The organism is Oceanobacillus sp. FSL H7-0719 (genome assembly GCF_045040795.1).
Taxonomy (GTDB): Bacteria; Bacillota; Bacilli; order Bacillales; family Amphibacillaceae; genus Oceanobacillus.
Window position 1 is genome coordinate 976,638 of record NZ_CP150301.1, and the last position, 19,924, is coordinate 996,561.

Annotated in this window: 17 protein-coding genes; 4 read left to right on the plus strand and 13 right to left on the minus strand. The window is 36.8% G+C overall.

The window, feature by feature from the left end; translation table 11 throughout:
- Positions 1 to 15: 15 nt before the first annotated feature.
- Entirely contained in the window at positions 16 to 684 is a 669-nt protein-coding gene (locus NST93_RS05425) for a DNA alkylation repair protein (RefSeq protein WP_405101956.1), read from the minus strand.
- A gap of 167 nt (positions 685 to 851) precedes the next feature.
- On the opposite strand from NST93_RS05425, the gene NST93_RS05430 reads away from it, so the two are divergent.
- Together NST93_RS05430 and NST93_RS05435 are read left to right on the plus strand one after the other, a co-directional pair.
- Complete coding sequence (locus NST93_RS05430) at positions 852 to 1,139, plus strand: hypothetical protein (protein WP_405101958.1); 288 nt, start codon at positions 852 to 854, stop codon at positions 1,137 to 1,139.
- Positions 1,130 to 1,264: a hypothetical protein gene (locus NST93_RS05435; RefSeq protein WP_405101960.1), complete on the plus strand. Its 135-nt coding sequence runs from the start codon at positions 1,130 to 1,132 to the stop codon at positions 1,262 to 1,264. The genes NST93_RS05430 and NST93_RS05435 overlap by 10 nt, the downstream gene beginning before the upstream one ends.
- 51 nt (positions 1,265 to 1,315) lie before the next feature.
- Here the strand turns inward: NST93_RS05435 and NST93_RS05440 are convergent, their stop codons facing one another.
- The 12 genes from NST93_RS05440 to NST93_RS05495 all read right to left on the minus strand — a co-directional run bounded on the left by NST93_RS05440 (position 1,316) and on the right by NST93_RS05495 (position 17,670).
- Complete coding sequence (locus tag NST93_RS05440) at positions 1,316 to 1,747, minus strand: PH domain-containing protein (protein ID WP_405101961.1); 432 nt, start codon at positions 1,745 to 1,747, stop codon at positions 1,316 to 1,318.
- Between the two features lie 35 nt (positions 1,748 to 1,782).
- Positions 1,783 to 2,649, minus strand: a complete 867-nt coding sequence (locus tag NST93_RS05445; protein ID WP_405101963.1) for a 5'-3' exonuclease H3TH domain-containing protein — start codon at positions 2,647 to 2,649, stop codon at positions 1,783 to 1,785.
- A gap of 3 nt (positions 2,650 to 2,652) precedes the next feature.
- Positions 2,653 to 6,285, minus strand: a complete 3,633-nt coding sequence (locus tag NST93_RS05450; RefSeq protein WP_405101965.1) for a dynamin family protein — start codon at positions 6,283 to 6,285, stop codon at positions 2,653 to 2,655.
- Between the two features lie 188 nt (positions 6,286 to 6,473).
- Positions 6,474 to 8,003, minus strand: coding sequence for an acyl-CoA carboxylase subunit beta (locus NST93_RS05455; protein ID WP_405101967.1), 1,530 nt, complete (start codon positions 8,001 to 8,003; stop codon positions 6,474 to 6,476).
- 15 nt (positions 8,004 to 8,018) lie between these two features.
- The gene (locus NST93_RS05460; RefSeq protein WP_405101969.1) at positions 8,019 to 8,789 is read right to left on the minus strand and encodes an enoyl-CoA hydratase; all 771 of its coding nucleotides are present in this window, start codon (positions 8,787 to 8,789) and stop codon (positions 8,019 to 8,021) included.
- A gap of 61 nt (positions 8,790 to 8,850) precedes the next feature.
- Positions 8,851 to 9,063, minus strand: coding sequence for an acetyl-CoA carboxylase biotin carboxyl carrier protein subunit (locus NST93_RS05465; RefSeq protein ID WP_405101971.1), 213 nt, complete (start codon positions 9,061 to 9,063; stop codon positions 8,851 to 8,853).
- A 1-nt stretch (position 9,064) separates the two neighbouring features.
- Entirely contained in the window at positions 9,065 to 10,432 is a 1,368-nt protein-coding gene (locus NST93_RS05470) for an acetyl-CoA carboxylase biotin carboxylase subunit (RefSeq protein ID WP_405101973.1), read from the minus strand.
- A 35-nt stretch (positions 10,433 to 10,467) separates the two neighbouring features.
- Positions 10,468 to 11,610, minus strand: a complete 1,143-nt coding sequence (locus NST93_RS05475; RefSeq protein ID WP_405101975.1) for an acyl-CoA dehydrogenase — start codon at positions 11,608 to 11,610, stop codon at positions 10,468 to 10,470.
- A gap of 121 nt (positions 11,611 to 11,731) precedes the next feature.
- Positions 11,732 to 12,331, minus strand: a complete 600-nt coding sequence (locus NST93_RS05480) for a TetR/AcrR family transcriptional regulator (protein ID WP_405101977.1) — start codon at positions 12,329 to 12,331, stop codon at positions 11,732 to 11,734.
- A 191-nt stretch (positions 12,332 to 12,522) separates the two neighbouring features.
- On the minus strand, positions 12,523 to 14,976 hold the full coding sequence (gene parC / locus NST93_RS05485; protein ID WP_405101979.1) for a DNA topoisomerase IV subunit A: 2,454 nt from the start codon (positions 14,974 to 14,976) through the stop codon (positions 12,523 to 12,525).
- Between the two features lie 64 nt (positions 14,977 to 15,040).
- Positions 15,041 to 16,996 carry a DNA topoisomerase IV subunit B gene (parE, locus tag NST93_RS05490; RefSeq protein WP_405101981.1) on the minus strand — a complete coding sequence of 652 codons (1,956 nt, stop codon included), beginning with the start codon at positions 16,994 to 16,996 and terminating at the stop codon, positions 15,041 to 15,043.
- A 254-nt stretch (positions 16,997 to 17,250) separates the two neighbouring features.
- Entirely contained in the window at positions 17,251 to 17,670 is a 420-nt protein-coding gene (locus NST93_RS05495) for a CoA-binding protein (RefSeq protein ID WP_405101983.1), read from the minus strand.
- Positions 17,671 to 18,205: 535 nt separating this feature from the next.
- On the opposite strand from NST93_RS05495, the gene plsY reads away from it, so the two are divergent.
- Together plsY and folE2 are read left to right on the plus strand one after the other, a co-directional pair.
- Complete coding sequence (plsY, locus tag NST93_RS05500; protein WP_405101985.1) at positions 18,206 to 18,787, plus strand: glycerol-3-phosphate 1-O-acyltransferase PlsY; 582 nt, start codon at positions 18,206 to 18,208, stop codon at positions 18,785 to 18,787.
- A gap of 201 nt (positions 18,788 to 18,988) precedes the next feature.
- On the plus strand, positions 18,989 to 19,924 hold the full coding sequence (gene folE2, locus NST93_RS05505; RefSeq protein WP_405101987.1) for a GTP cyclohydrolase FolE2: 936 nt from the start codon (positions 18,989 to 18,991) through the stop codon (positions 19,922 to 19,924).

Genomic DNA, 19,924 nt, shown 5'->3' on the forward strand with positions numbered 1-19,924 from the left:
GATTTTGTCTACGTTTTATTTAGTTAAATACTTGCTCCCTTCCCTTACACTCAACTTTGCAAGTTGATTTCGAGAAATAAACTGTTTTACAGAATCTGGATTTGTCTTAGAGTATTCGCGAAGCACCCAGCCAATTGCCTTTTGGATAAAAAATTCCTTACTTGAAGCATGGTCATTAATAAAGCGATAAAGCAATTTTTCATCTGTATGTTCTTTATACTTTAATTGGAAAAGCAGTGCACTTCGCTGCAACCACATATTCTCACTTTTATTCCATTCTTCGATTATTTCAGAAATGACTTCTGGATGATCACTGGCAATCTTCCCTACGGCCTTTTGAGCAAGCATATCTGCCGTATCCCACCAGGACTTTGTAGTAATCAACTCCTCCAGCAGAAATAAATCTTCTTTACGAAGCTTTTTTAAAGATAATCCAATATGATCCATTGCTACATATTGATATTCCCTTTCAATGGATTGCCACAAGGAACGGACAAACTCGGGTTGGAAATCTTCTTCTTTTATCTTCGTTTCCTTAAAGAATTGCTGTGTCAGATTTTTTCTTAAAGGTGTTTTTATCCCTAAAAACATAAATTGATTACGCATATACTTCTCCATATGAAATGCATTCTCATCATTTGCATGCGCCGTTAATATAGCTTGCATCTTTTCTATGTAGCTCATCAGTGGTCCCTCTCAATCAGAAAAATCAGGTATCCAGCATTGAATACCTGATTTTTACACTTATTCTATATAGAAGTATAAACGATTGATCATTAAGACTGCAATGCCATTCCACCGGAAGTATTTTTTTCCATATGGTGGCATGCTGCCCGGTGATCTTCTTGCATATGGTCAAGATTACGCAATTTCGGCTGCTGTGTGCGGAAAGTTTCGAAGGTATCTATAACGGAATTGGTATCCCTGCTGTCGAGCCATTCGAGCCTTCAGTCTTTGGATATGACGAATCTGTAAGCGGAATTTCATATGATATTGAGGCCGCCAAAGAACTGCTGGCTGAGACTGGTTATGAGTATGATTTGAAACAACAATCTGAACAAAATATAATGAACAGCGTGTTGAAACAGACCCTGAAACAAGACAAGCACTATTTAGTGAAGCACAAGAAATGCTTGTAAAGCTGGCACCAATGCTTTATCTCAACCACCAGGAATATCTTCTAGGTGTGAATGATAATGTAAAAGATTTCAGCATTGACGCGCAAGGCACCTATCAAATCAAGCAAGCGTATATTGAGGAATAAGAGATATCCAGCAATACAAAACGAACCTCCTATAGTTGGAGGTTCGTTTTGTTATCTTTGAAAATCTTCTTCTTTAGGATAAATACGTTCGTCCATCGGAATATCTGGATTAATGTCTAAAAGCATAGAAATAAACTTGTCCCGATTTTTTGGTGAAATGGAAACAACATCATATTTTCCACAGGAAATCTGTATTCTTTTAAATGACAGAGCTGGTGCGATTAGTGGCATTTTTGATAATAGTACAAGCTTTATATCTGGAATATGGATAGTCTGACGAATAGGGCCATAATAAATCTTTAGCTTCTCCCCTTCAATCTTATACCCCGTCCGAAGCCAGAACCACAAAAGAAAACCAGCGAGCAAAATCATAATGCCTGCAGCAAAAGGTTGTCCATTTACTAAAGGCAGAATAATTCCTGCAAGGCTGATTGCCCACGTAATTATCGTAATCCACTTATCTCTTATCGATGGAAAATACATGTTATTCCTCCCGTTTGTTAACGTTTTGATTAGAACTACAATAATATACGATTAAGATTTTTAAATTCCAGTTCTGTTAATTTTGCTTCAATTTTTTCCATTTCAAACCTGCGCAGTGCTGTTTCCAGTTCACATTGGATTGGCACATCGCATTTTATTACTGCAAGCTGTCTTGATAAGTGAAGCATATCAAGATGTTCGCTTAATTTCGTACGCACACCATTCGTTAGATTCTCTACATTCTCTAATAAACCCTCAATACTTCCATATTCCTTCATGAGTTTTAAGGCAGTTTTTTCACCTATCCCTTTTACACCAGGATAATTATCTGCAGTATCCCCCATTAAGCCTTTGACATCAATCACTTGATGTGGGTGAATTCCTTTTTTATCATAGAAATTATCGATGGTATAAAGCTCATAATTCCCTAGTCCCTTTTTCATAATAGATACATGAATATTATGATCAACAAGCTGTAGCATATCCTGGTCGCCTGTCAGAATGATAACTTCTTCTGTCTTACTGTAGAGCTTGGCCAATGTTCCAATACAATCATCTGCTTCAAAATTTTCGAGTCCAATATTTGGTATATTGAATGCTTCAACAACCTCTTTTATTAAATCAAACTGTGGAATAAGCTCTTCTGGAGGTGCTTCCCGATTTGCTTTGTATTCTGGGTAAATTTCATTGCGGAAAGTCTTGCTTCCCATATCCCAGCAGCAAATGACATGTGTTGGTTCATATGTTTTTTCTGCATCAAGGAAATAACGCAGAAATTGATAAATTCCATTTGTTGGTATACCCGTGCTGGTTTTCATAAAGTTTCCGCGAAAAGCAGTCGCAAAGAAACCCCTAAATAATAAAGCCATACCGTCAACTAATAAAACGCGATTTTTTTCCATTTGTTACACTTCTCCTGCCTCTTCTTCCTGAACAAGCTGTTTAAGCAATGTCAGATTTCTCTCTAATAATTCAAAGTCTATTGGCGCATCCAGCATAGCAAAATAGTTTATCACATGCTGGTGCAGCTTTTGATTTGTCGATTCTTTCATCTGTTTTATCGATACTTCCCATTGTTTGCTGTAGCTCGCAATCATAATTTCTTCATTATCCTTGATAAATCCATCTGCAAAAGGAAGTAAGGCTGCATATAATTGCTCTTTCATCGTTTCTTTTTCATTTTGTACAAAGAAAGCCTTTGTTCCTCTGTATTTTCCAAGTATATGCTGAAATTCTTTTAAAGATATTTCTTCAATCTTTTCTTTATATGTCGGCGTCTGGATCTCTATTGTATACTCATTCGGCAGATCAAACAATGCATTTTTCGCTTTGTTTTCTGTTATAAACACACGATATACTTCACTGGCCAATTCCTTAGCCATGCCTTCTACACGTAAAGAAACTGCCTGTAATTCCTGATTAAGTTCAAAACGGACATACTCAAGTAAATTTTCTAATGCACCTGTTAATTGTTCATTTGCTCTTCGACCATTTTCAGTAATTGTTGTCGGATTAAACATTTCCTTAAACATATCGTGAAAGCGAATGCCCAGGCGCTCAATAACATAGAAAAGCTGTTTTTCAATCCGCTGCTTAATCTGTTGTTCGTATACAGCTGTTTCATAATCTGCAACAAATTGACCCATTGCTGCTTCATCTAATTTTATTTGCTGCTTCTGCTTCTCCTTTTCACCAGCATCCAATGTAACAGAAGCAATATAATGATCTAGTGTATCATGTACCCGCCTGATATCCCATAGGGCACTTTCAACTATTAGTGCAGCCAAATCATGATGAATAAAGGACGAAAAATTACTTTCAAAAGTTTTCATTTGTTCATTTAGAGTAACACCATCAAGCTTTTCTTCTAACGATTGCTTACTGGAAACCGGGAAAAGCTTAGCATTTCGAATTCCCAGCTTAACTAACTCATCTTGTACATAGGATAATACAAGATTTAATTCTTTTTCATTTTCTGCAAGGTCAGCAGCATTGACAATAAAGAACATTTTATCAAGCTGAAATACTTCCTTCACTCTGCCAAGCTGCATCAAAAAGTCCCGATCAGCCCGAGATAATGCATGGTTATAATATGTTACATAAAGAATGGCATCTGCATGTTTAATATAATCAAAGGCAACATTTGTATGCCTTGCATTCACTGAATCTGCGCCCGGCGTGTCAACCAAGGTAATCCCTTGATTTGTAATTGGTGAATTGTAGTATAAATCAATTGTTTCTATATAGCAGGCAATCGTTTCATCTGTTACATAAGTCGCAAAATCATCAAGCGAAATGGCAACCTGTTGACCAATAACTGGATTAATTGTTTCATATCCTGTTATTAAAGCTTGAATATAAGCTTGATACGTCTTGTTTAAATTTTTATGCTGATAGATTTTTTTCTTTTGAATCCAGTGGATTAACTGAGTAAAATCTTTTCCATCTGGTGAAAGCTTATCTGTCATTGCCAGCAGCTCTTTAAATAAACTCTTTTCATTCTTCATTGTAACAATTACTGTTCCATGTGGTTTCTCTTTGGAAACAGGATGAATGCGATTGACTGTGGCTGTAGTCGGATTTGGTGATACTGGAAGTACACGCTCACCAATCAATGCATTGGAAAAAGAAGACTTCCCTGCGCTAAATGCACCAAATAATGCAATTGTGTGGGTACGATTCGCTAAACGTTGCTTTTTTACACGTAAATCATCCATTAGATCATTAAAACCAGGCAAGGCTTGAACTGCCTCAAGTGCTTGATTTATTCGTTTAATGATATTATCAACAGAATATAACTTATCTTCTTTTTCTTTTCTATCTTCTGTTATTCTGTTTATTTTTTGTTTACTTTCCTTTTTAATTTCAACTGGACTTTCTTGAACGATGAATTGGTTGTTTTTCTTGCCATAATCCTGGTAAGCTACTTCAAAGCTCGCTTCATTATAACTTGGAGAGACAAATTGTGCATCAATGCTTTCTAGCTTCATCTCCAATTCATTTTGAATTTTATCGTATCTTTCTTTTAAAGCTTGTGCTTCACTTAAATTTTGAAATTTATCTTGTTGTTCTGCTAACGATTGAGCATTTTTATCTTTTAATGCTTTCTTTATCTTACCAAGCAGATCTAATGCATTACGTTTAAATTTCCGCTTAATATCATCCGCAACATCATTCGTATAATTTAATACATAATCACCATTTACCTGAGCACCAGGCTTTATCAGTTTCTTTAAATCCATCGTATCATAAGTAATCGTGAATTTATTGACAGCATCTTGAAGGACAACATCTGTTATTGAATAATTTCGGTTGATAGTTAAAAATTTATCTCGTAATTTCCACTGGACCGCAGATTCTATTATTCCTTGCAAGCTTTCCATAAAATCTGTTAACCGCTCGATTCTCTCTTCTTCTGTTTTTTTCTTTGAACTGAAAAGACCCACTTTAAAACCGGTTTGTTCTGATTCGAGATATCTTTCTGCCTTATCGCGTAATTCTTTTGGCATTAAATATGCATTATGGAGCGTATTTGTCAGTTCTTGGTTAAACTCTTTTTCAAGCTGTTCTGGCTCATCCTTCAGCTGATTAATCTTTTCTTCAAGCACTTTTATTTCAGATAGCTGTGATTCAAGTGCTTCATCATCTGCTATATCATGGAGCAACTCTTCGTATTGATCTTGAAGAAATTTTTTATGTTTATTTATAACCTGCTTGACAGAAGCATCCATATTAAAATATTGATCGCTTTTATCTTGCATCATCGAAAATAGAGTTTTCTTTACTTTTGAAAATTGATTCATTTCAAGTGAAAAATCAAATAATGAGGTAAAGAAAATATCCTTTGGTCTGATGTTCCATTGTGAAAAAGTTTGTTCAATACTGTCCGCGAAACGTGTAAATGATAACTCTCTTTCATTATGCTTATCTATTTGATTGATTATTAAATAAAATGGTATGTTATTCTCCTGCAAAGATTGCAGAAAGTAAAGATTAACTTCAGATTGCACATGATTATAGTCCATTACGTAGAAAAGAACATCAACCAAGTGCAGAGCCCCCTCCGTCATTAATCGGTCTGCATCATCTGCCGCATCAATCCCGGGCGTATCAATAATTGCTGAGCCGTTCGGAATAATTGGTTTTGCTGTACTAATTTCAATTTTTCTGATTGTGTCTTTATCCATAGAATATTCTTTTATCATATCAAGGTCATATGGCTCCCGATATTCTATTGTTTCTGAGTCATTAAAAAAGACTCTTGCCCAGCCTTTTCCTGACGTCATTTTAACGATATTTGCACTCGTAGGTATTGGACTTTTTGGTAATATATCCTGTCCAAGCAACGCATTAATAATCGAGGATTTTCCAGCAGAAAAATGGCCTGAAAAACTGATGATTAATTCTTCCTTTTCGAATTTATCGTATAGGTCGAGAATTTTTTCAGCATTCTCTTGGTCATTATTTGCAAGCATTTTCTGATGCAGCGCTGCCAGTTGACCCTTATTTGTTTTTATATTTACCTTTTCTTTAATCATGAAACTTTTCCTGCCCCTTTGGTAGAACCCTTTTATTCTATTATACGAAATCACACCTCGAAATTCTACCTATGGTGCTTACAATTCATAATTACGGTCAATCCTTAGCAAAAAATATATTGTTTACATAATAAAGTTATGTAATACCACAAAAAAACCTCGGCAACTACCTTGCCGAGGCGGAACTTTTAAACTGGGTATACACCATGCTTTCTTTCTGTGAAAATAATATTTTTGTCGGCATAAATGGCATAGCGCTCAAGTAATTCTTTACGAAGCTGATCTGGATTAATAATATCGTCAACGACAAGCTCTGAGGCTAAACGATAAACATCAATTTCTTCTTTATATTCATCCTGCTTCTCTTTAATAAATGCTGCTCTTTCTTCTTCGGGAAGTTCTGCAATCTTATTTGCGTTCACAGCATTAACTGCTGCCTCTGGACCCATTACAGCAATTTGGGCATTTGGAAAAGCAATGACACAGTCTGGATCGAAAGCTGGTCCTGCCATGGCATATAGTCCAGCACCATAGGCTTTTCTTACAATTACAGAAATCTTCGGAACAGTAGCCTCACTCATGGAAGAAAGCATTTTCGCTCCATGACGGATAATTCCTTCACGTTCTACCTTTGTTCCAATCATAAATCCTGGAACATCAGTTAAGAACAGCAACGGTATATTGAAAGCATCACATAACTGAATAAACTTTGCTGCCTTATCTGCTGAATCTGTGAACAGTACGCCACCCTTAACACGGGGCTGATTTGCAATGATTCCTATTGAATTTCCATTCAAGCGAGCAAGTCCCGTAATTAATTCTGGTGCAAATTTCTTTTTAATTTCACAGAAGCTATCTTCATCAATAATTTGATCAATGAGATCAAACATATTAAAAGCGGCATTTTGATTTTCAGGCACAATATCAGTGATTGTCTTATCTGATTGTTTTATTCCTTTCGTATTGAGTACGGGAGGATTGCTTCTGAAATTTTTCGGGAAGTAGCTTAAGTATTTGATTGCATAAGAAATCGCTTCTTCTTCTGACTCAACAAGCACATCACCAACACCCGAAACTGTACAATGCATATTAGCCCCGCCCATTTCTTCGAGTGTAACCTTCTCTCCAATAACCTTCTCCGCCATTCTAGGTGAACCTAAATACATGGAAGCATTGCCATTTACCATCACAACAACATCACAAAATGCTGGGATATATGCTCCGCCTGCTGCAGAAGGACCAAATAATAAACAAACCTGCGGTACTCTGCCCGATAACTTAATTTGATTATGGAAAATACGGCCTGCTCCACGTCTGCCAGGGAACATTTCTATTTGATCCGTAATACGCGCACCGGCAGAGTCGACAAGATATAAAATAGGAATTTCCAGCTTTAATGCTGTTTCTTGTATGCGAATAATCTTCTCAACCGTTCTTTTTCCCCATGAACCAGCTTTTACAGTAGAATCATTCGCCATTACACAAACATTTTGGCCATTGATTTTGCCAATCCCGGTTACGACGCCATCTGATGGCAGCGAATCATCGATACAGTTTGCGAAAAAAGCATCTTCAATATTTAAGTCTTCATCAAATAATAATTCGAGACGCTTTCGAACGAATAATTTACCTTTAGCGGCATTTGCTTCATGATACTTTTCTTTTCCACCTTGTTTAATCTTATCTATTTTTTCCTCTAATTCATTTACAAAAGACATATTCATCCTCCCAATCTATTCACCTTTATATCTGGGTTTTCGTTTTTCTTTAAATGCGAGCAGCCCCTCTTGCCTGTCTTTCGTTGGGATTGTTTGTTTATAGCTTAAATGCTCGATTTCAAGACCAGTACTGATATCTGTCTGCATCCCTCGATTAATTGCAGTTTTTGCCTGTTCCAAAGCGATTGGTCCATTACTAGCAATTGCTTCTGCAAGCTTCATAGCTGTAACGATTAACTGACCCTTTTCCGTTACTTCTTCAACAATTCCAAGTTTAAGTGCTTCTTCTGCACGAACCGGTTTTGCAGTATAAATTAACCGCTTTGCCTGGCCTAAACCAATTAATCTCGGCAAGCGTTGCGTCCCCCCAGCACCTGGTATAATTGCTAAAGATGTTTCGGTTAGACCGAGCTTTATTTCATCAGCAGCTATTCGAATGTCACAGGCAAGGGCAAGCTCTAATCCGCCGCCGAATGCCGCTCCATTTATAGCGGCAATTACAGGCATGCGCAGTCTTTCTATGTTATTCATCGTCTCTCCGATATAACGCACGGTTTGAATAACTTCACCCTCTGACATATTTTTTCTTTCTTTAAGATCTGCCCCTGCACAAAATGCCTTATCACCCGCACCAGTAATAATCGTACAGTATACATTTAAATCATTATCGATTATCTGAAGCGCTTTATTAAACTCGTTAAGCATTTCTATAGATAATGCATTGGCTGCGTCTGGACGGTTCAATGTTACAATTGCTATGTTATTTTTAATTTTAATATCTATCATAGTTTGTTAAATCCCTCACTTTATTTAAAAGTAATCAGGTTATAAAGAGATAGACTTGTTTTTACTCAATAATTGCAATTTCATCGCCTTCGTTGACAAAGTCTCCTTCAGCCACTTTTAATTCTTTTACAGTACCATCTTTCTCTGCAGCGATTGGGATTTCCATTTTCATTGATTCTAAAATAACAACATCTTCACCAGCTGTTACTGTATCCCCTGTATTTTTAACAACCTTCCATACATTTCCCGCCATACTTGCCACAATTTTTTCCATTTCAATTTCCTCCTTCGTTTATCTGTATCAGTGGTAAATAATATTCTTCTACAAAAGCTGTAGTTGTTATGCCTTGTTTAAAAGCTTCAATTTCTGCCGTTTTTTGCAGCATCGGTATATTGGTTTTTATACCTTCAATCCTATAATCATTTAATGCAGTTTGCAGATTCTGCACTGCTTCGTCCCTGGTTTTTCCTCTTACAATTAACTTTCCAATCATCGGATCATAAAACGGTGTTACCTTATAATTTTCAGTAAAGGTAATGTCATTCCGAATATTTTCTCCTTTTGGAAGAGTGATAGATGTAATTGTTCCTGGGGAAGGGAAAAACCGTATAGGATCTTCCGCATAGATTCTTGCCTCAATTGCATGCCCTGTTCTTCTTACCTCTTCCTGTTTAAAAGGCAAAGGTTTATTATCTGCGATTAAAAACTGCATTTCAACGATATCAATGCCCGTAATTTCTTCTGTTACTGGATGTTCTACTTGTATTCTCGTATTCATTTCCAGAAAATAATAGTTTTCCTCGCTATCTACTAAAAATTCAATTGTCCCAGCATTACTATAATCGATTGATTTAGCTGCAAGTATTGCGGCTTCACCCATTTTTATCCTAGTATTCTCTGATATAAATGGAGATGGTGCCTCTTCAATGACTTTTTGATTCCTTCTTTGAATGGAACATTCTCGATCAAATAAATGAACGATATTACCCAATTCATCAGCAAGAATCTGAATTTCAATATGATGTGCGTGGTCTATCTTCTTCTCAAGAAACATGGAACCGTTGCCAAAAAAATTCAGGGCTCGTTCCGAATTATTTGCAAACGACTTGCGCAGCTCTTCCTCATTATGAACAACCTGCATGCCGATCCCACCACCCCCGGCAGAAGCCTTAAGCATAACAGGATATCCAATGGATTTCGCGAGTTTAACTGCTTCGTCAACATCTTCTATTGCCTGGTCATTTCCTGGCACTACCGGAACACCAGCTCTTTGCATCGCTTTCCTTGCAGCGATTTTATCCCCCATTTGTTTAATGACTTCAGCCTCCGGGCCAATAAATAGAAATCCTTCTTGCTTACATCTATCTGCAAAGCGGGCATTTTCACTTAAGAATCCATAGCCCGGGTGAATCGCATCAACGTTTGCCAATTTCGCAATTTCAAAGATTTTATCTGTATTCATGTAACTTTCATTTACATGAGCTGGACCTAATAAATAGCTTTCATCTGCGAGCGAAACAAATGGAGCATGTTCATCTGCTTCTGAGTAGACAGCAACAGATGTAATTCCCATCTTTTCGCATGTACGAATGACACGCGCAGCGATTTCCCCTCTATTTGCAATTAATACCTTCTTTATCATAAGCTGCCCCCTAATCATTTAATCCCAAGCCGTGATTAACATCCTAAATATCTTGCAATAACGACACGTTGCACTTCAGAAGTGCCCTCTCCAATTTCCAGTAATTTTGCATCACGTAAATATCTTTCTACTTCATATTCACGCATATAGCCATAGCCGCCATGAATCTGAATTGCCTGATTAGCAGTACGTACTGCTGTTTCAGAAGCATAGAGTTTGGCAAAAGCAGCTTCTTTTCCAAATGGTTTTCCCTGGTCCTTTAACCAAGCTGCCTTATGTACCATATTTCTTGCTAATTCAACTTCCATTGCCATATCAGCCAACTTAAATTGTATAGCTTGGAATTTAGAAATCGGCTGACCGAATTGCTGCCTTTCCTTTGCATAAGCTAAAGCTTTTTCAAGTGCACCTTGGGCAATTCCCACTCCTAAAGCAGCAATTGAAATTCTCCCGCCATCAAGTGTAGATAAGAATTGATTAAAGCCTTTATGTTCTTCACCAAGCACATTTGAGCGAGGAACACGTACATTTTCTAATACAATTTCTGCTGTATCAGATCCGCGGACACCCATTTTATCGTAATTGCTCGTGATTGTTACACCTTCCGTGTCAGTTGGCACAATAATAGAAGAAATCAATTTCTTTCCATTTTCACCTTTAGCGGTTACTGCAGTTACAATCAGCACCTTCGCAAAGCTTGCATTCGTGATGAAGCATTTTTCTCCATTAATAATGTAGTGATCCCCATCAACGATGGCAGTAGTTCTTGTACCTCCCGCATCTGACCCGGCATTCGGTTCAGTCAAACCAAAAGAGCCAAGCACTTTTCCTTCAGCAAGTGGTTTTAAGTATTTTTCCTTCTGTTCCTCTGTACCGAAATAGTAAAATGGACTCGCTCCTAAAGAAACTGCAGCTGCATAGCTTAAACCAGTACTGCCACATACACGTGCAATTTCTTCAACTGCTAAAGCATAAGAAAGTGTATCACCACCAGAACCTCCATATTCTTCTGGGAATGGAATACCCAGTAATCCTAATTCTCCAATCTGCTTAAAAATATCTTCAGGGAATTCAGCTTTAGTATCAATTTCGATAGCCCTTGGACGGATTACATTTTCCGCAAAATCACGGACCATCTTTTTAATCATCGATTGCTCTTTTGTTAATTCAAAATTCAACGTATCACACTTCCCCCATCTTTTTAAATGTTGACCGACTGTTTGGTCGGTTTGAGTTTAAAAAATTACTTCTTAAAATAAATAGAAGTATATACTCTCTCGCTATATTGTTACCCTTTATTTAATCATTTGTTAAAACTGCATGCATAATCAAATCAATATAGTAGTCTGCAATTTCTGCAATATTGTTCTGTCCAGATCGCTGATACCATTTGTATGTCCAGTTGACCATTCCCAATATGGCCATCGTTGTAATTTCTACAGAAAGTTCCTGGCGAAATTCACCAGAATCAACACCATCTTTTACAGTTTGCTTTATAATTTCTTTAAAGTTTGTGCGTTTCTTTTTAACAATAATTTCATGCGCTGGCTGCAAATAGATGCTTTCCTGATAAAAAACGGTGAGATGGGCTTTGTAAATATCGAAAACGCTTACAAAATCTTTAATAATTCTACGCAGTCTTTTAGTCGGTGACTGATGCTGCTTACTTGCAATCATGGCCTTTTCTAAAACATAACTAATGAAAATATCATGAATTATAAACAAGAGCTCATCTTTGGAGGAAAAATGATGATAAAATCCACCCTTTGATATCCCTGCCGCTTCAACAATTTGTTTTACCGATACACCATGAAACCCATGCTTTTCGAATAATAAAAGTGATGTTTCAATTATACTTTGTCGCAGATCCGTTTGAATACCTCCTTTTAAATATTCCATTTATTTTTACTTTAACATAATATTTTCAAGAGATAAAGTATAATCTAATTTTCGTTTCCATTTATCGCTTTTCTTGATAAGGCATGCTTGACTAAATTTGGACAATAGGTATTCACAATTGGAATCTTAGAGTTTATAGCATTTTTCTTTAAGATAATGCAAAAGCCTGGAGTTTACCTCCAGGCTTTGATTTATTCTTCGTTTTTTGTTGCAAATGGACTCCGGTATGCTGCTTCTTTCCAAACATTTGTTATTTCCCCATCGTGATCTGTATCAATAACGAAAGAACCATTGCTTGTTCGTTCACTTGCCGAAAGTTCCAGCGGGAAAATATGATGTATTTCTTCTTTTGTTGTTTGGAAAGCGATGCTGTCTTGATCATCCACTGCATAAAATCCTTTGAGAATATGCGGCTTTTTCTTTAATGTCCTTAACATTAGTTGTCCGCGTTTTGCTCTTGTTGATTTTTCCAGCCCGTTTAAATTCATTCGCTTGACAGCACCTCTTTGCGTAACAAGTACAAGAGATGGGTCTGCCAATTCGTCAAAGACTTGACCGTTTATTACATACTCATCCTTCTTAAGCTGAATTGCTTTAACACCTGCTGTGCGCTGTCCAGTAGTATTTATCTCTGATTCGTGATACCACAGGCCATAACCAGTATCAACTGCAATAAATATATCCGAATAACCGTTTGTCTGGTAAACACCGATTAATTCGTCATCTGCTTTCAAATTAATCGCAATCATTGCTTTCACTTGTCTCTGTGTCTGATATTTATCAAGCTCTGTCCGCTTCACCATGCCATTTTTTGTAAAGAAGGTTAAATATTTATTTTCTTCAAATTCCCTTACAGGTATTACATTAATAATTTTCTCTTCATTTTCTAAACTGGCAAAATGTGAGATATGAGCGCCAAGATCTTTCCAGCGTATATCCGGAAGTTCATGAACAGGGAATAAAATAAACCTGCCTTTATTTGTGAATAAAAGCAAATTATCTGTTGTATTTACTTCAAATAGTCCGATTAAGTAGTCGAGATCCTTCATCATCAAATCTTCTGTATTTGAAGCACTGTAAGATCTTAGACTAGTCCGTTTCAGGTAACCATCTTTGGTAACTGAAACAACAACATCTTCACTCGCAACAAGCACTTCAATATTAATTTTTAATTCTTCTATTTTATTCTCAATTCGAGTTAAGCGAGGTGATTTAAAGTTCTTTTTAATTTCTCGCAAATCCTTTTTAATGGTTTTCATAAGAATTGCTTCACTGCCAAGAATTGCTTCATATTCTTTAATATTCTTCTCCAGTTCAGCCGCTTCTTTTTCAAGCTGTGTAATATCTGTATTCGTTAAGCGATATAACTGCAGATTTACGACAGCTTCTGCTTGCGCTTCAGTGAAATCATAAGCTAGAATCAGCTGTTTCTTTGCATCAGCTTTGTCCTTTGAAGCTCGAATTGTTGCGATCACTTCGTCTAATATAGAGATTGCTTTAATTAAGCCTTCAATAATATGCTCACGGCTTTTTGCCTTGTTTAGATCAAATGTAACTTGCCTGGTCACTACCTCTTTTTGATGATTGATAAAAGCATCAAGAATTTGCTGCAGAGACATTAATTTTGGCGTTTTATCTTGAATAGCAACCATATTGAAATGATAAGAAACCTGCAAATCGGTATTTTTATAGAGATAGTTTAAAATACCTTCTGCATCTGCATCTTTCTTTAGTTCAATAACTACGCGCAAGCCTGTTCTGTCCGATTCATCACGTACCTCCGCAATACCCTCTACTTTTCGGTCAATACGCAATTCATCTATTTTCTTAACCATATTTGCTTTATTTACTTCGTAAGGAATTTCATCAATCACAATTTGTTGGCGATTGCCTCGAATCTCTTCTATTTGGGCCTTGCTTCGAACGATAATCCGCCCTTTTCCTGTTTCATATGCCTTTTTAATCCCATCTATACCTTGAATAATTCCTCCGGTAGGAAAATCTGGTCCTTTTATTACCGTCATCAGCTGATCAACGGTTACCTGAGGCTTATCGATTTTCATAATTACAGCATCAATAACTTCTTCCAAATTATGTGGCGGAATATCTGTTGCATAGCCCGCAGAAATTCCGGTTGACCCATTTACAAGCAAATTCGGAAACTTAGCTGGAAGAACAACAGGCTCAGTCGTGGTCTCATCAAAATTATAGATGAAATCGACAGTCTCTTTATCAATATCACGGAGCAGTTCTGCAGAAATTGCAGACAATCTTGCTTCCGTATAACGCATTGCTGCTGGAGGATCACCATCAATACTTCCGTTGTTTCCATGCATCTCAACTAATTCTTTTTGTAATTTCCAATCCTGACTTAAACGGACCATAGCATCATAAACAGATGTGTCACCGTGTGGATGATAATTACCAATTACTGTTCCGACTGTCTTAGCTGATTTACGGAAGCCTTTGTCGAATGTATTCTTTTCCATATGCATTGCATAAAGAATTCTTCTTTGAACCGGCTTTAAGCCATCACGTGCATCTGGCAGCGCGCGGTCCTGGATAATGTATTTACTGTATCTTCCAAATCGATCACCAATTACTTCTTCAAGTGTAAGATCGAGAAATTTTTCCTCTTGAGCCACCTATGTTCCCCCTTTTACTGCTATGTGAACCATCTATTATTCAATTTTGAAAAATAACTTTCAGTTACTCAGTACGTATTTTTTCATTCTCAATAATATTTGAATCTTCATCAAGGCCGAACCTCACATTATCTTCAATCCAATTTCGTCGCGGTTCTACTTTGTCCCCCATTAAAGTGGTAATTCTTCGTTCCGCGCGGGCAATATCCTCAATAGTTACCCGAATTAGCGTTCTTGTTTCCGGATTCATTGTCGTATCCCATAATTGATCTGCGTTCATTTCACCAAGACCCTTATAGCGCTGAACGAGAAAGCCATTTTTAAACTTAGCAACTGCCTTTTTCATTTCCGCTTCATCCCAGGCATAAATAACTTGTTCGTTTTTCCCTTTACCTTTTGAAATTTTAAACAATGGCGGGAGTGCAATGAATACCTTTCCACCTTCGATTAACTTACGCATATAACGATAAAAGAAGGTCAATAGCAATACTTGAATATGTGCTCCATCCGTATCGGCATCTGTCATAATAATGATTTTATCATATTGAACATCTTCCAGATCGAAGTCTCCGCCGACACCCGCACCAATCGTATGAATAATTGTAGAAATTTCTTCGTTTTTAAAGACATCTTCAAGCTTGGCCTTTTCCGTATTAATAACTTTTCCTCTCAACGGCAATACTGCTTGGAATTTCCGGTCTCTTCCCTGTTTTGCAGACCCGCCTGCAGAGTCACCCTCCACGAGGTAGAGTTCATTTTTCTTCGGATTACGAGACTGTGCGGGAGTTAGTTTCCCGCTTAATAATGTGTCTCTTCTTTTCCTTTTCTTGCCAGAGCGCGCATCATCTCTTGCTTTTCTTGCTGCTTCTCTTGCTTCTTTTGCTTTAATCGCCTTATTAATTAAGAGCTTTGAATTATCAGCGTTTTCTTCCAGAAAATAAGCAAGCTTTTCTGAGACAACATTATCAACAGCTGAACGCGCCTCTGGGGTTCCAAGTTTTCCTTTAGTCTGGCCTTCGAACTGCAGCTTATCTTCAGGTATTCTAACTGAAACTACTGCTGTCAGCCCTTCACGAATATCCGTGCCATCCAGGTTTTTATCCTTATCTTTTAGTAAGGAAGTTCTTCGCGCATATTCATTCACCGTTCTTGTAATTGCTGAACGAGCTCCAAATTCATGAGTACCTCCATCTTTTGTTCGCACATGGTTAACAAATGAAAGCATATTCTCTGCATAACCATCATTATATTGAAAGGCAAACTCCACTTGAATTTCATTATTTTCCCCTTCAAAAAATGCGACTGAATGAAGTGTATCCTTTTCTTCATTTAAATAGTCTACAAAGGATTTCAGTCCATCTGGATATTGAAAGACTTCTTTTTTATCTGTCCGTTTATCCTCTAACTCAATATATAAATTCTTTAATAGAAAAGCGGATTCTCGCAATCTTTCTGATATTGTTTCATAATCAAAAGTTATAGAAGAGAAAATCGTTTCATCTGGTTTAAAATGAATTCGTGAACCACTTTTTCTCGTTGCTTTTAACTTTTCTAAGCTTCCTACAGGCTTGCCTCCAGCCTCAAAACGCTGGAAATATGTCTGACCGTCACGAAATATAGTCACATCCATCCACTCAGATAATGCGTTTACTACAGAGGCACCCACTCCATGAAGTCCTCCACTTGTTTTATAACCGCCTTGACCAAATTTACCACCGGCATGCAGCACTGTAAAAATAACTTCTATTGTAGAAACTCCGCTGCTGTGCATTCCAGTTGGTATACCACGACCGCTGTCTTCAACAGATATACTATTATCTTTATGAATTGTAACTTTAATTTCATTGCCGTAACCTGATAATGCCTCATCTACTGCATTATCAACAATTTCAAATACGAGATGATGGAGCCCGCGTTCGTCCGTACTTCCTATGTACATACCAGGTCTTTTTCGGACTGCATCCAGACCCTCCAACACTTGGATCGAATCATCTGTATATTGATTTGATTGATTAACCAATATTAATTTTCCCCCTTCAAAAGCACAACAAAAAAACTGAATTTCGGATTGTTTAAGTTTCAAGTCAATTTATCTTCTATTTATCATCTTAGAACAAATGTTTGTAAATGTAAATACAAACATTGTAGTCACAAGCTTTTCCTAAACTATCTTAACCTAAAAACTGAAAAAAATATACCATTTCATAGAAATTCATTAAATACAAACATTTGTTAATCGAAAATAAAAGGATGACAACTGTCATCCTTTTCCACTTATTTTTTAACTAAAACTGCATGTACTACTTTAATGCAAAGATCCATAATAACAGTAAAATCTCTTTCCTTTAAATAAGCGTATGCTTCTTCATTAACGATTCCCTGTTGTGCCCAGAATACTCTACAATTCGTTTCTGCTGCATCTTTAGCAACATCAGGCAAATGTTCAGGACGGCGAAAAACATTAATGATATCTACCTGCTCTGGAATATCCTTCAAGCTTGGATAGGCTTTTTCCCCTAAAACCTCATCAACTGTCGGATTAACTGGAATGATTCGATAGCCTTGCTTTTGCATAATTTGTGCTATTTGATATGCAGTTTTCTCCTCATTATTCGAAAGCCCGACAACCGCGATTGTTTTTGCATGTTCTAAAATTTCTCTTAGTTCCTCATTCGATGGGTTTTTCCAGCTCATTTTAGATCTTCCCTTCCATATTTTATCTTCAAGTTCTGCGCTTTATCTTTAGCCACATCATAATAACAAACCCTGCAATAGTCAACCAGATTGACTCCTTTGCAGCTTGTATTATATCGTAATTTGATTAAATCAGAAAAACAAACATTAAAATATTAATCTCTCCATCTCCCTTTTAACAATCTATGTTTGACTGGCTTACTTTCTCCGCTGGAGATTCATAGTCCAAAAAATCCCTGCTTTCCGAGGGCGACAGTTGGCCTCTTTAGTCTGCGGTATCAATTCAACATCTGAAATGAGGTTCCAGATGTTGATATCTGCCTTTTTGTTAATCTTTGATTTTTTCACTAGAATGATAATTTCAAGTTGAATTTGCTTATAACTGGGTTGATGGTTGAATAAACTATTATTATCGCTAAACAAGTTTTTCTCGTAAATTAAAAAAGAAATAATACATTCAAATGTATTTTCATGCTAGAATATAGCATAGTACGTCATTCTGAGTAGTTAAAATTAATTGAAAGTAGGATTCGCTATGGAATATGTTGTTTTTGCAATCATCGCGTATTTATTAGGCTCGATTCCGTCTGCATTGGTTGTAGGAAAATTGGGGTATAAATTAGATATTCGCGAGCATGGAAGCGGAAATCTTGGAGCCACAAATGCTTTTCGTGTATTAGGGGTTAAAGCAGGTATCATCGTCACCCTTTCCGACATTTTAAAAGGAACAATTGCAACTGTATTGCCATTACTTTTTAATGCAGATGTTTATCAGCTGATCATTGGTTTATTCGCAGTGATTGGACATACCTATCCATTATTTGCTAAGTTTAAGGGTGGAAAGGCTGTTGCAACCTCTGCTGGAATTATACTGGGAATCTATCCCTTGCTGTTCATCATAATGATATCAACTTTCCTGATTACTCTTTACTTATCAAAATATGTCTCACTATCTTCAATGATTACAGGAGTTGTAACCATTATTGTTTCACTTTTTTATCAAAATACAGGCCTAATAATCGTTTTATCTTTACTTACCTTATTTGTTATTTATCGTCATCGCGAGAATATCAAACGCATTAAAAATGGTACTGAACCAAAAATTAAATGGATGTAATCTTTAAACAACAGCGCAGTCTATACAGCTAATCAGGTAACTAAGTTAACGTGAGCTTCAAATTTTATAGTTTCCTAAGCAAAAAAGAGCTGTTTAATTCAGCTCTTTTTTACTTTTATCAACATCCAAACTTTTAAATTGAATAACGGAAATTGATTAAGTATACTTAATTTTAGTCACTAATAGAAAGAAGGCAGTACAATGAGTGAGAATATTACATTTAAATTAAAAAAGCTTCCAAATAAATTGGATAGACATAAATTATTTGGCTCTGTAGAACCAGTTGAAAAAAGAAAGCCAATTGAAAAAGATAAGATGGCTGACATCCAGAATCAACAGAAGGATTTTCTATTTAGCCTGGATGCAGTTGGTATCTCTAATGTAAAGCACCCCATCATTATAAAAAGTGAAATGAAGCCCCATACACAAACAAGTATTGGCAATTTTACTTTTTCATCAAGCCTCCCTGCCGCCAGTAAAGGTACAAATATGAGTCGTTTTACAGAGCAGTTGCAGGAATATTATCAAAAAGGGCTAGTTGCGGACTTTGAAACTTTAAAACAATTTGCTGAGGAACTGACCGAGCGTCTTGGGCAAGATGATGCTACAATTGAAGTAGAATTCCCCTGGTTCTTTGAAAGAAAGGCTCCACAAACGGAGCTTTCCGGCTTAAATCATGTGGATGTAACCATGTCTGTTACATATGATAAACTGAAAGGTTTTACGACAAAAGCAAGCCTTCATGGAAAAATAACTACATTATGTCCATGTTCTAAGGAAATCAGTGAGTACAGTGCACATAACCAACGTGGGAATGTAACAATGGAAATCAGCTTTTCTGAGGCATTTAATGAAGAAGAGATTGATTGGAAGCATGAGCTGCTAGAAGCTGCAGAAAGCAATGCTTCTGCACGGTTATACCCTGTTTTAAAGCGCCCGGATGAAAAGGCAGTAACAGAAACAGCATATGAGAATCCACGCTTTGTTGAAGATATTGTTCGATTAGTTGCTGCAGATCTCTATGAAATGCCTTTTGTTTCTAAATTTAAAGTTAGTTGCAGAAATGAAGAATCTATTCATCTTCACGATGCAATTGCTTCTGTTACCTTTGATAAAACACTTGAAAGCAATAACTAA

Coding starts and splice junctions, on each gene's coding strand:
- NST93_RS05425 (WP_405101956.1), bottom strand. CDS start 684: ATGAGCTACATAGAAAAGATGCAAGCTATATTAACGGCGCATGCAAAT.
- NST93_RS05430 (WP_405101958.1), top strand. CDS start 852: ATGGTCAAGATTACGCAATTTCGGCTGCTGTGTGCGGAAAGTTTCGAA.
- NST93_RS05435 (WP_405101960.1), top strand. CDS start 1,130: ATGCTTGTAAAGCTGGCACCAATGCTTTATCTCAACCACCAGGAATAT.
- NST93_RS05440 (WP_405101961.1), bottom strand. CDS start 1,747: ATGTATTTTCCATCGATAAGAGATAAGTGGATTACGATAATTACGTGG.
- NST93_RS05445 (WP_405101963.1), bottom strand. CDS start 2,649: ATGGAAAAAAATCGCGTTTTATTAGTTGACGGTATGGCTTTATTATTT.
- NST93_RS05450 (WP_405101965.1), bottom strand. CDS start 6,285: ATGATTAAAGAAAAGGTAAATATAAAAACAAATAAGGGTCAACTGGCA.
- NST93_RS05455 (WP_405101967.1), bottom strand. CDS start 8,003: ATGTCTTTTGTAAATGAATTAGAGGAAAAAATAGATAAGATTAAACAA.
- NST93_RS05460 (WP_405101969.1), bottom strand. CDS start 8,789: ATGATAGATATTAAAATTAAAAATAACATAGCAATTGTAACATTGAAC.
- NST93_RS05465 (WP_405101971.1), bottom strand. CDS start 9,063: ATGGAAAAAATTGTGGCAAGTATGGCGGGAAATGTATGGAAGGTTGTT.
- NST93_RS05470 (WP_405101973.1), bottom strand. CDS start 10,432: ATGATAAAGAAGGTATTAATTGCAAATAGAGGGGAAATCGCTGCGCGT.
- NST93_RS05480 (WP_405101977.1), bottom strand. CDS start 12,331: ATGGAATATTTAAAAGGAGGTATTCAAACGGATCTGCGACAAAGTATA.
- NST93_RS05495 (WP_405101983.1), bottom strand. CDS start 17,670: ATGAGCTGGAAAAACCCATCGAATGAGGAACTAAGAGAAATTTTAGAA.
- plsY (WP_405101985.1), top strand. CDS start 18,206: ATGGAATATGTTGTTTTTGCAATCATCGCGTATTTATTAGGCTCGATT.
- folE2 (WP_405101987.1), top strand. CDS start 18,989: ATGAGTGAGAATATTACATTTAAATTAAAAAAGCTTCCAAATAAATTG.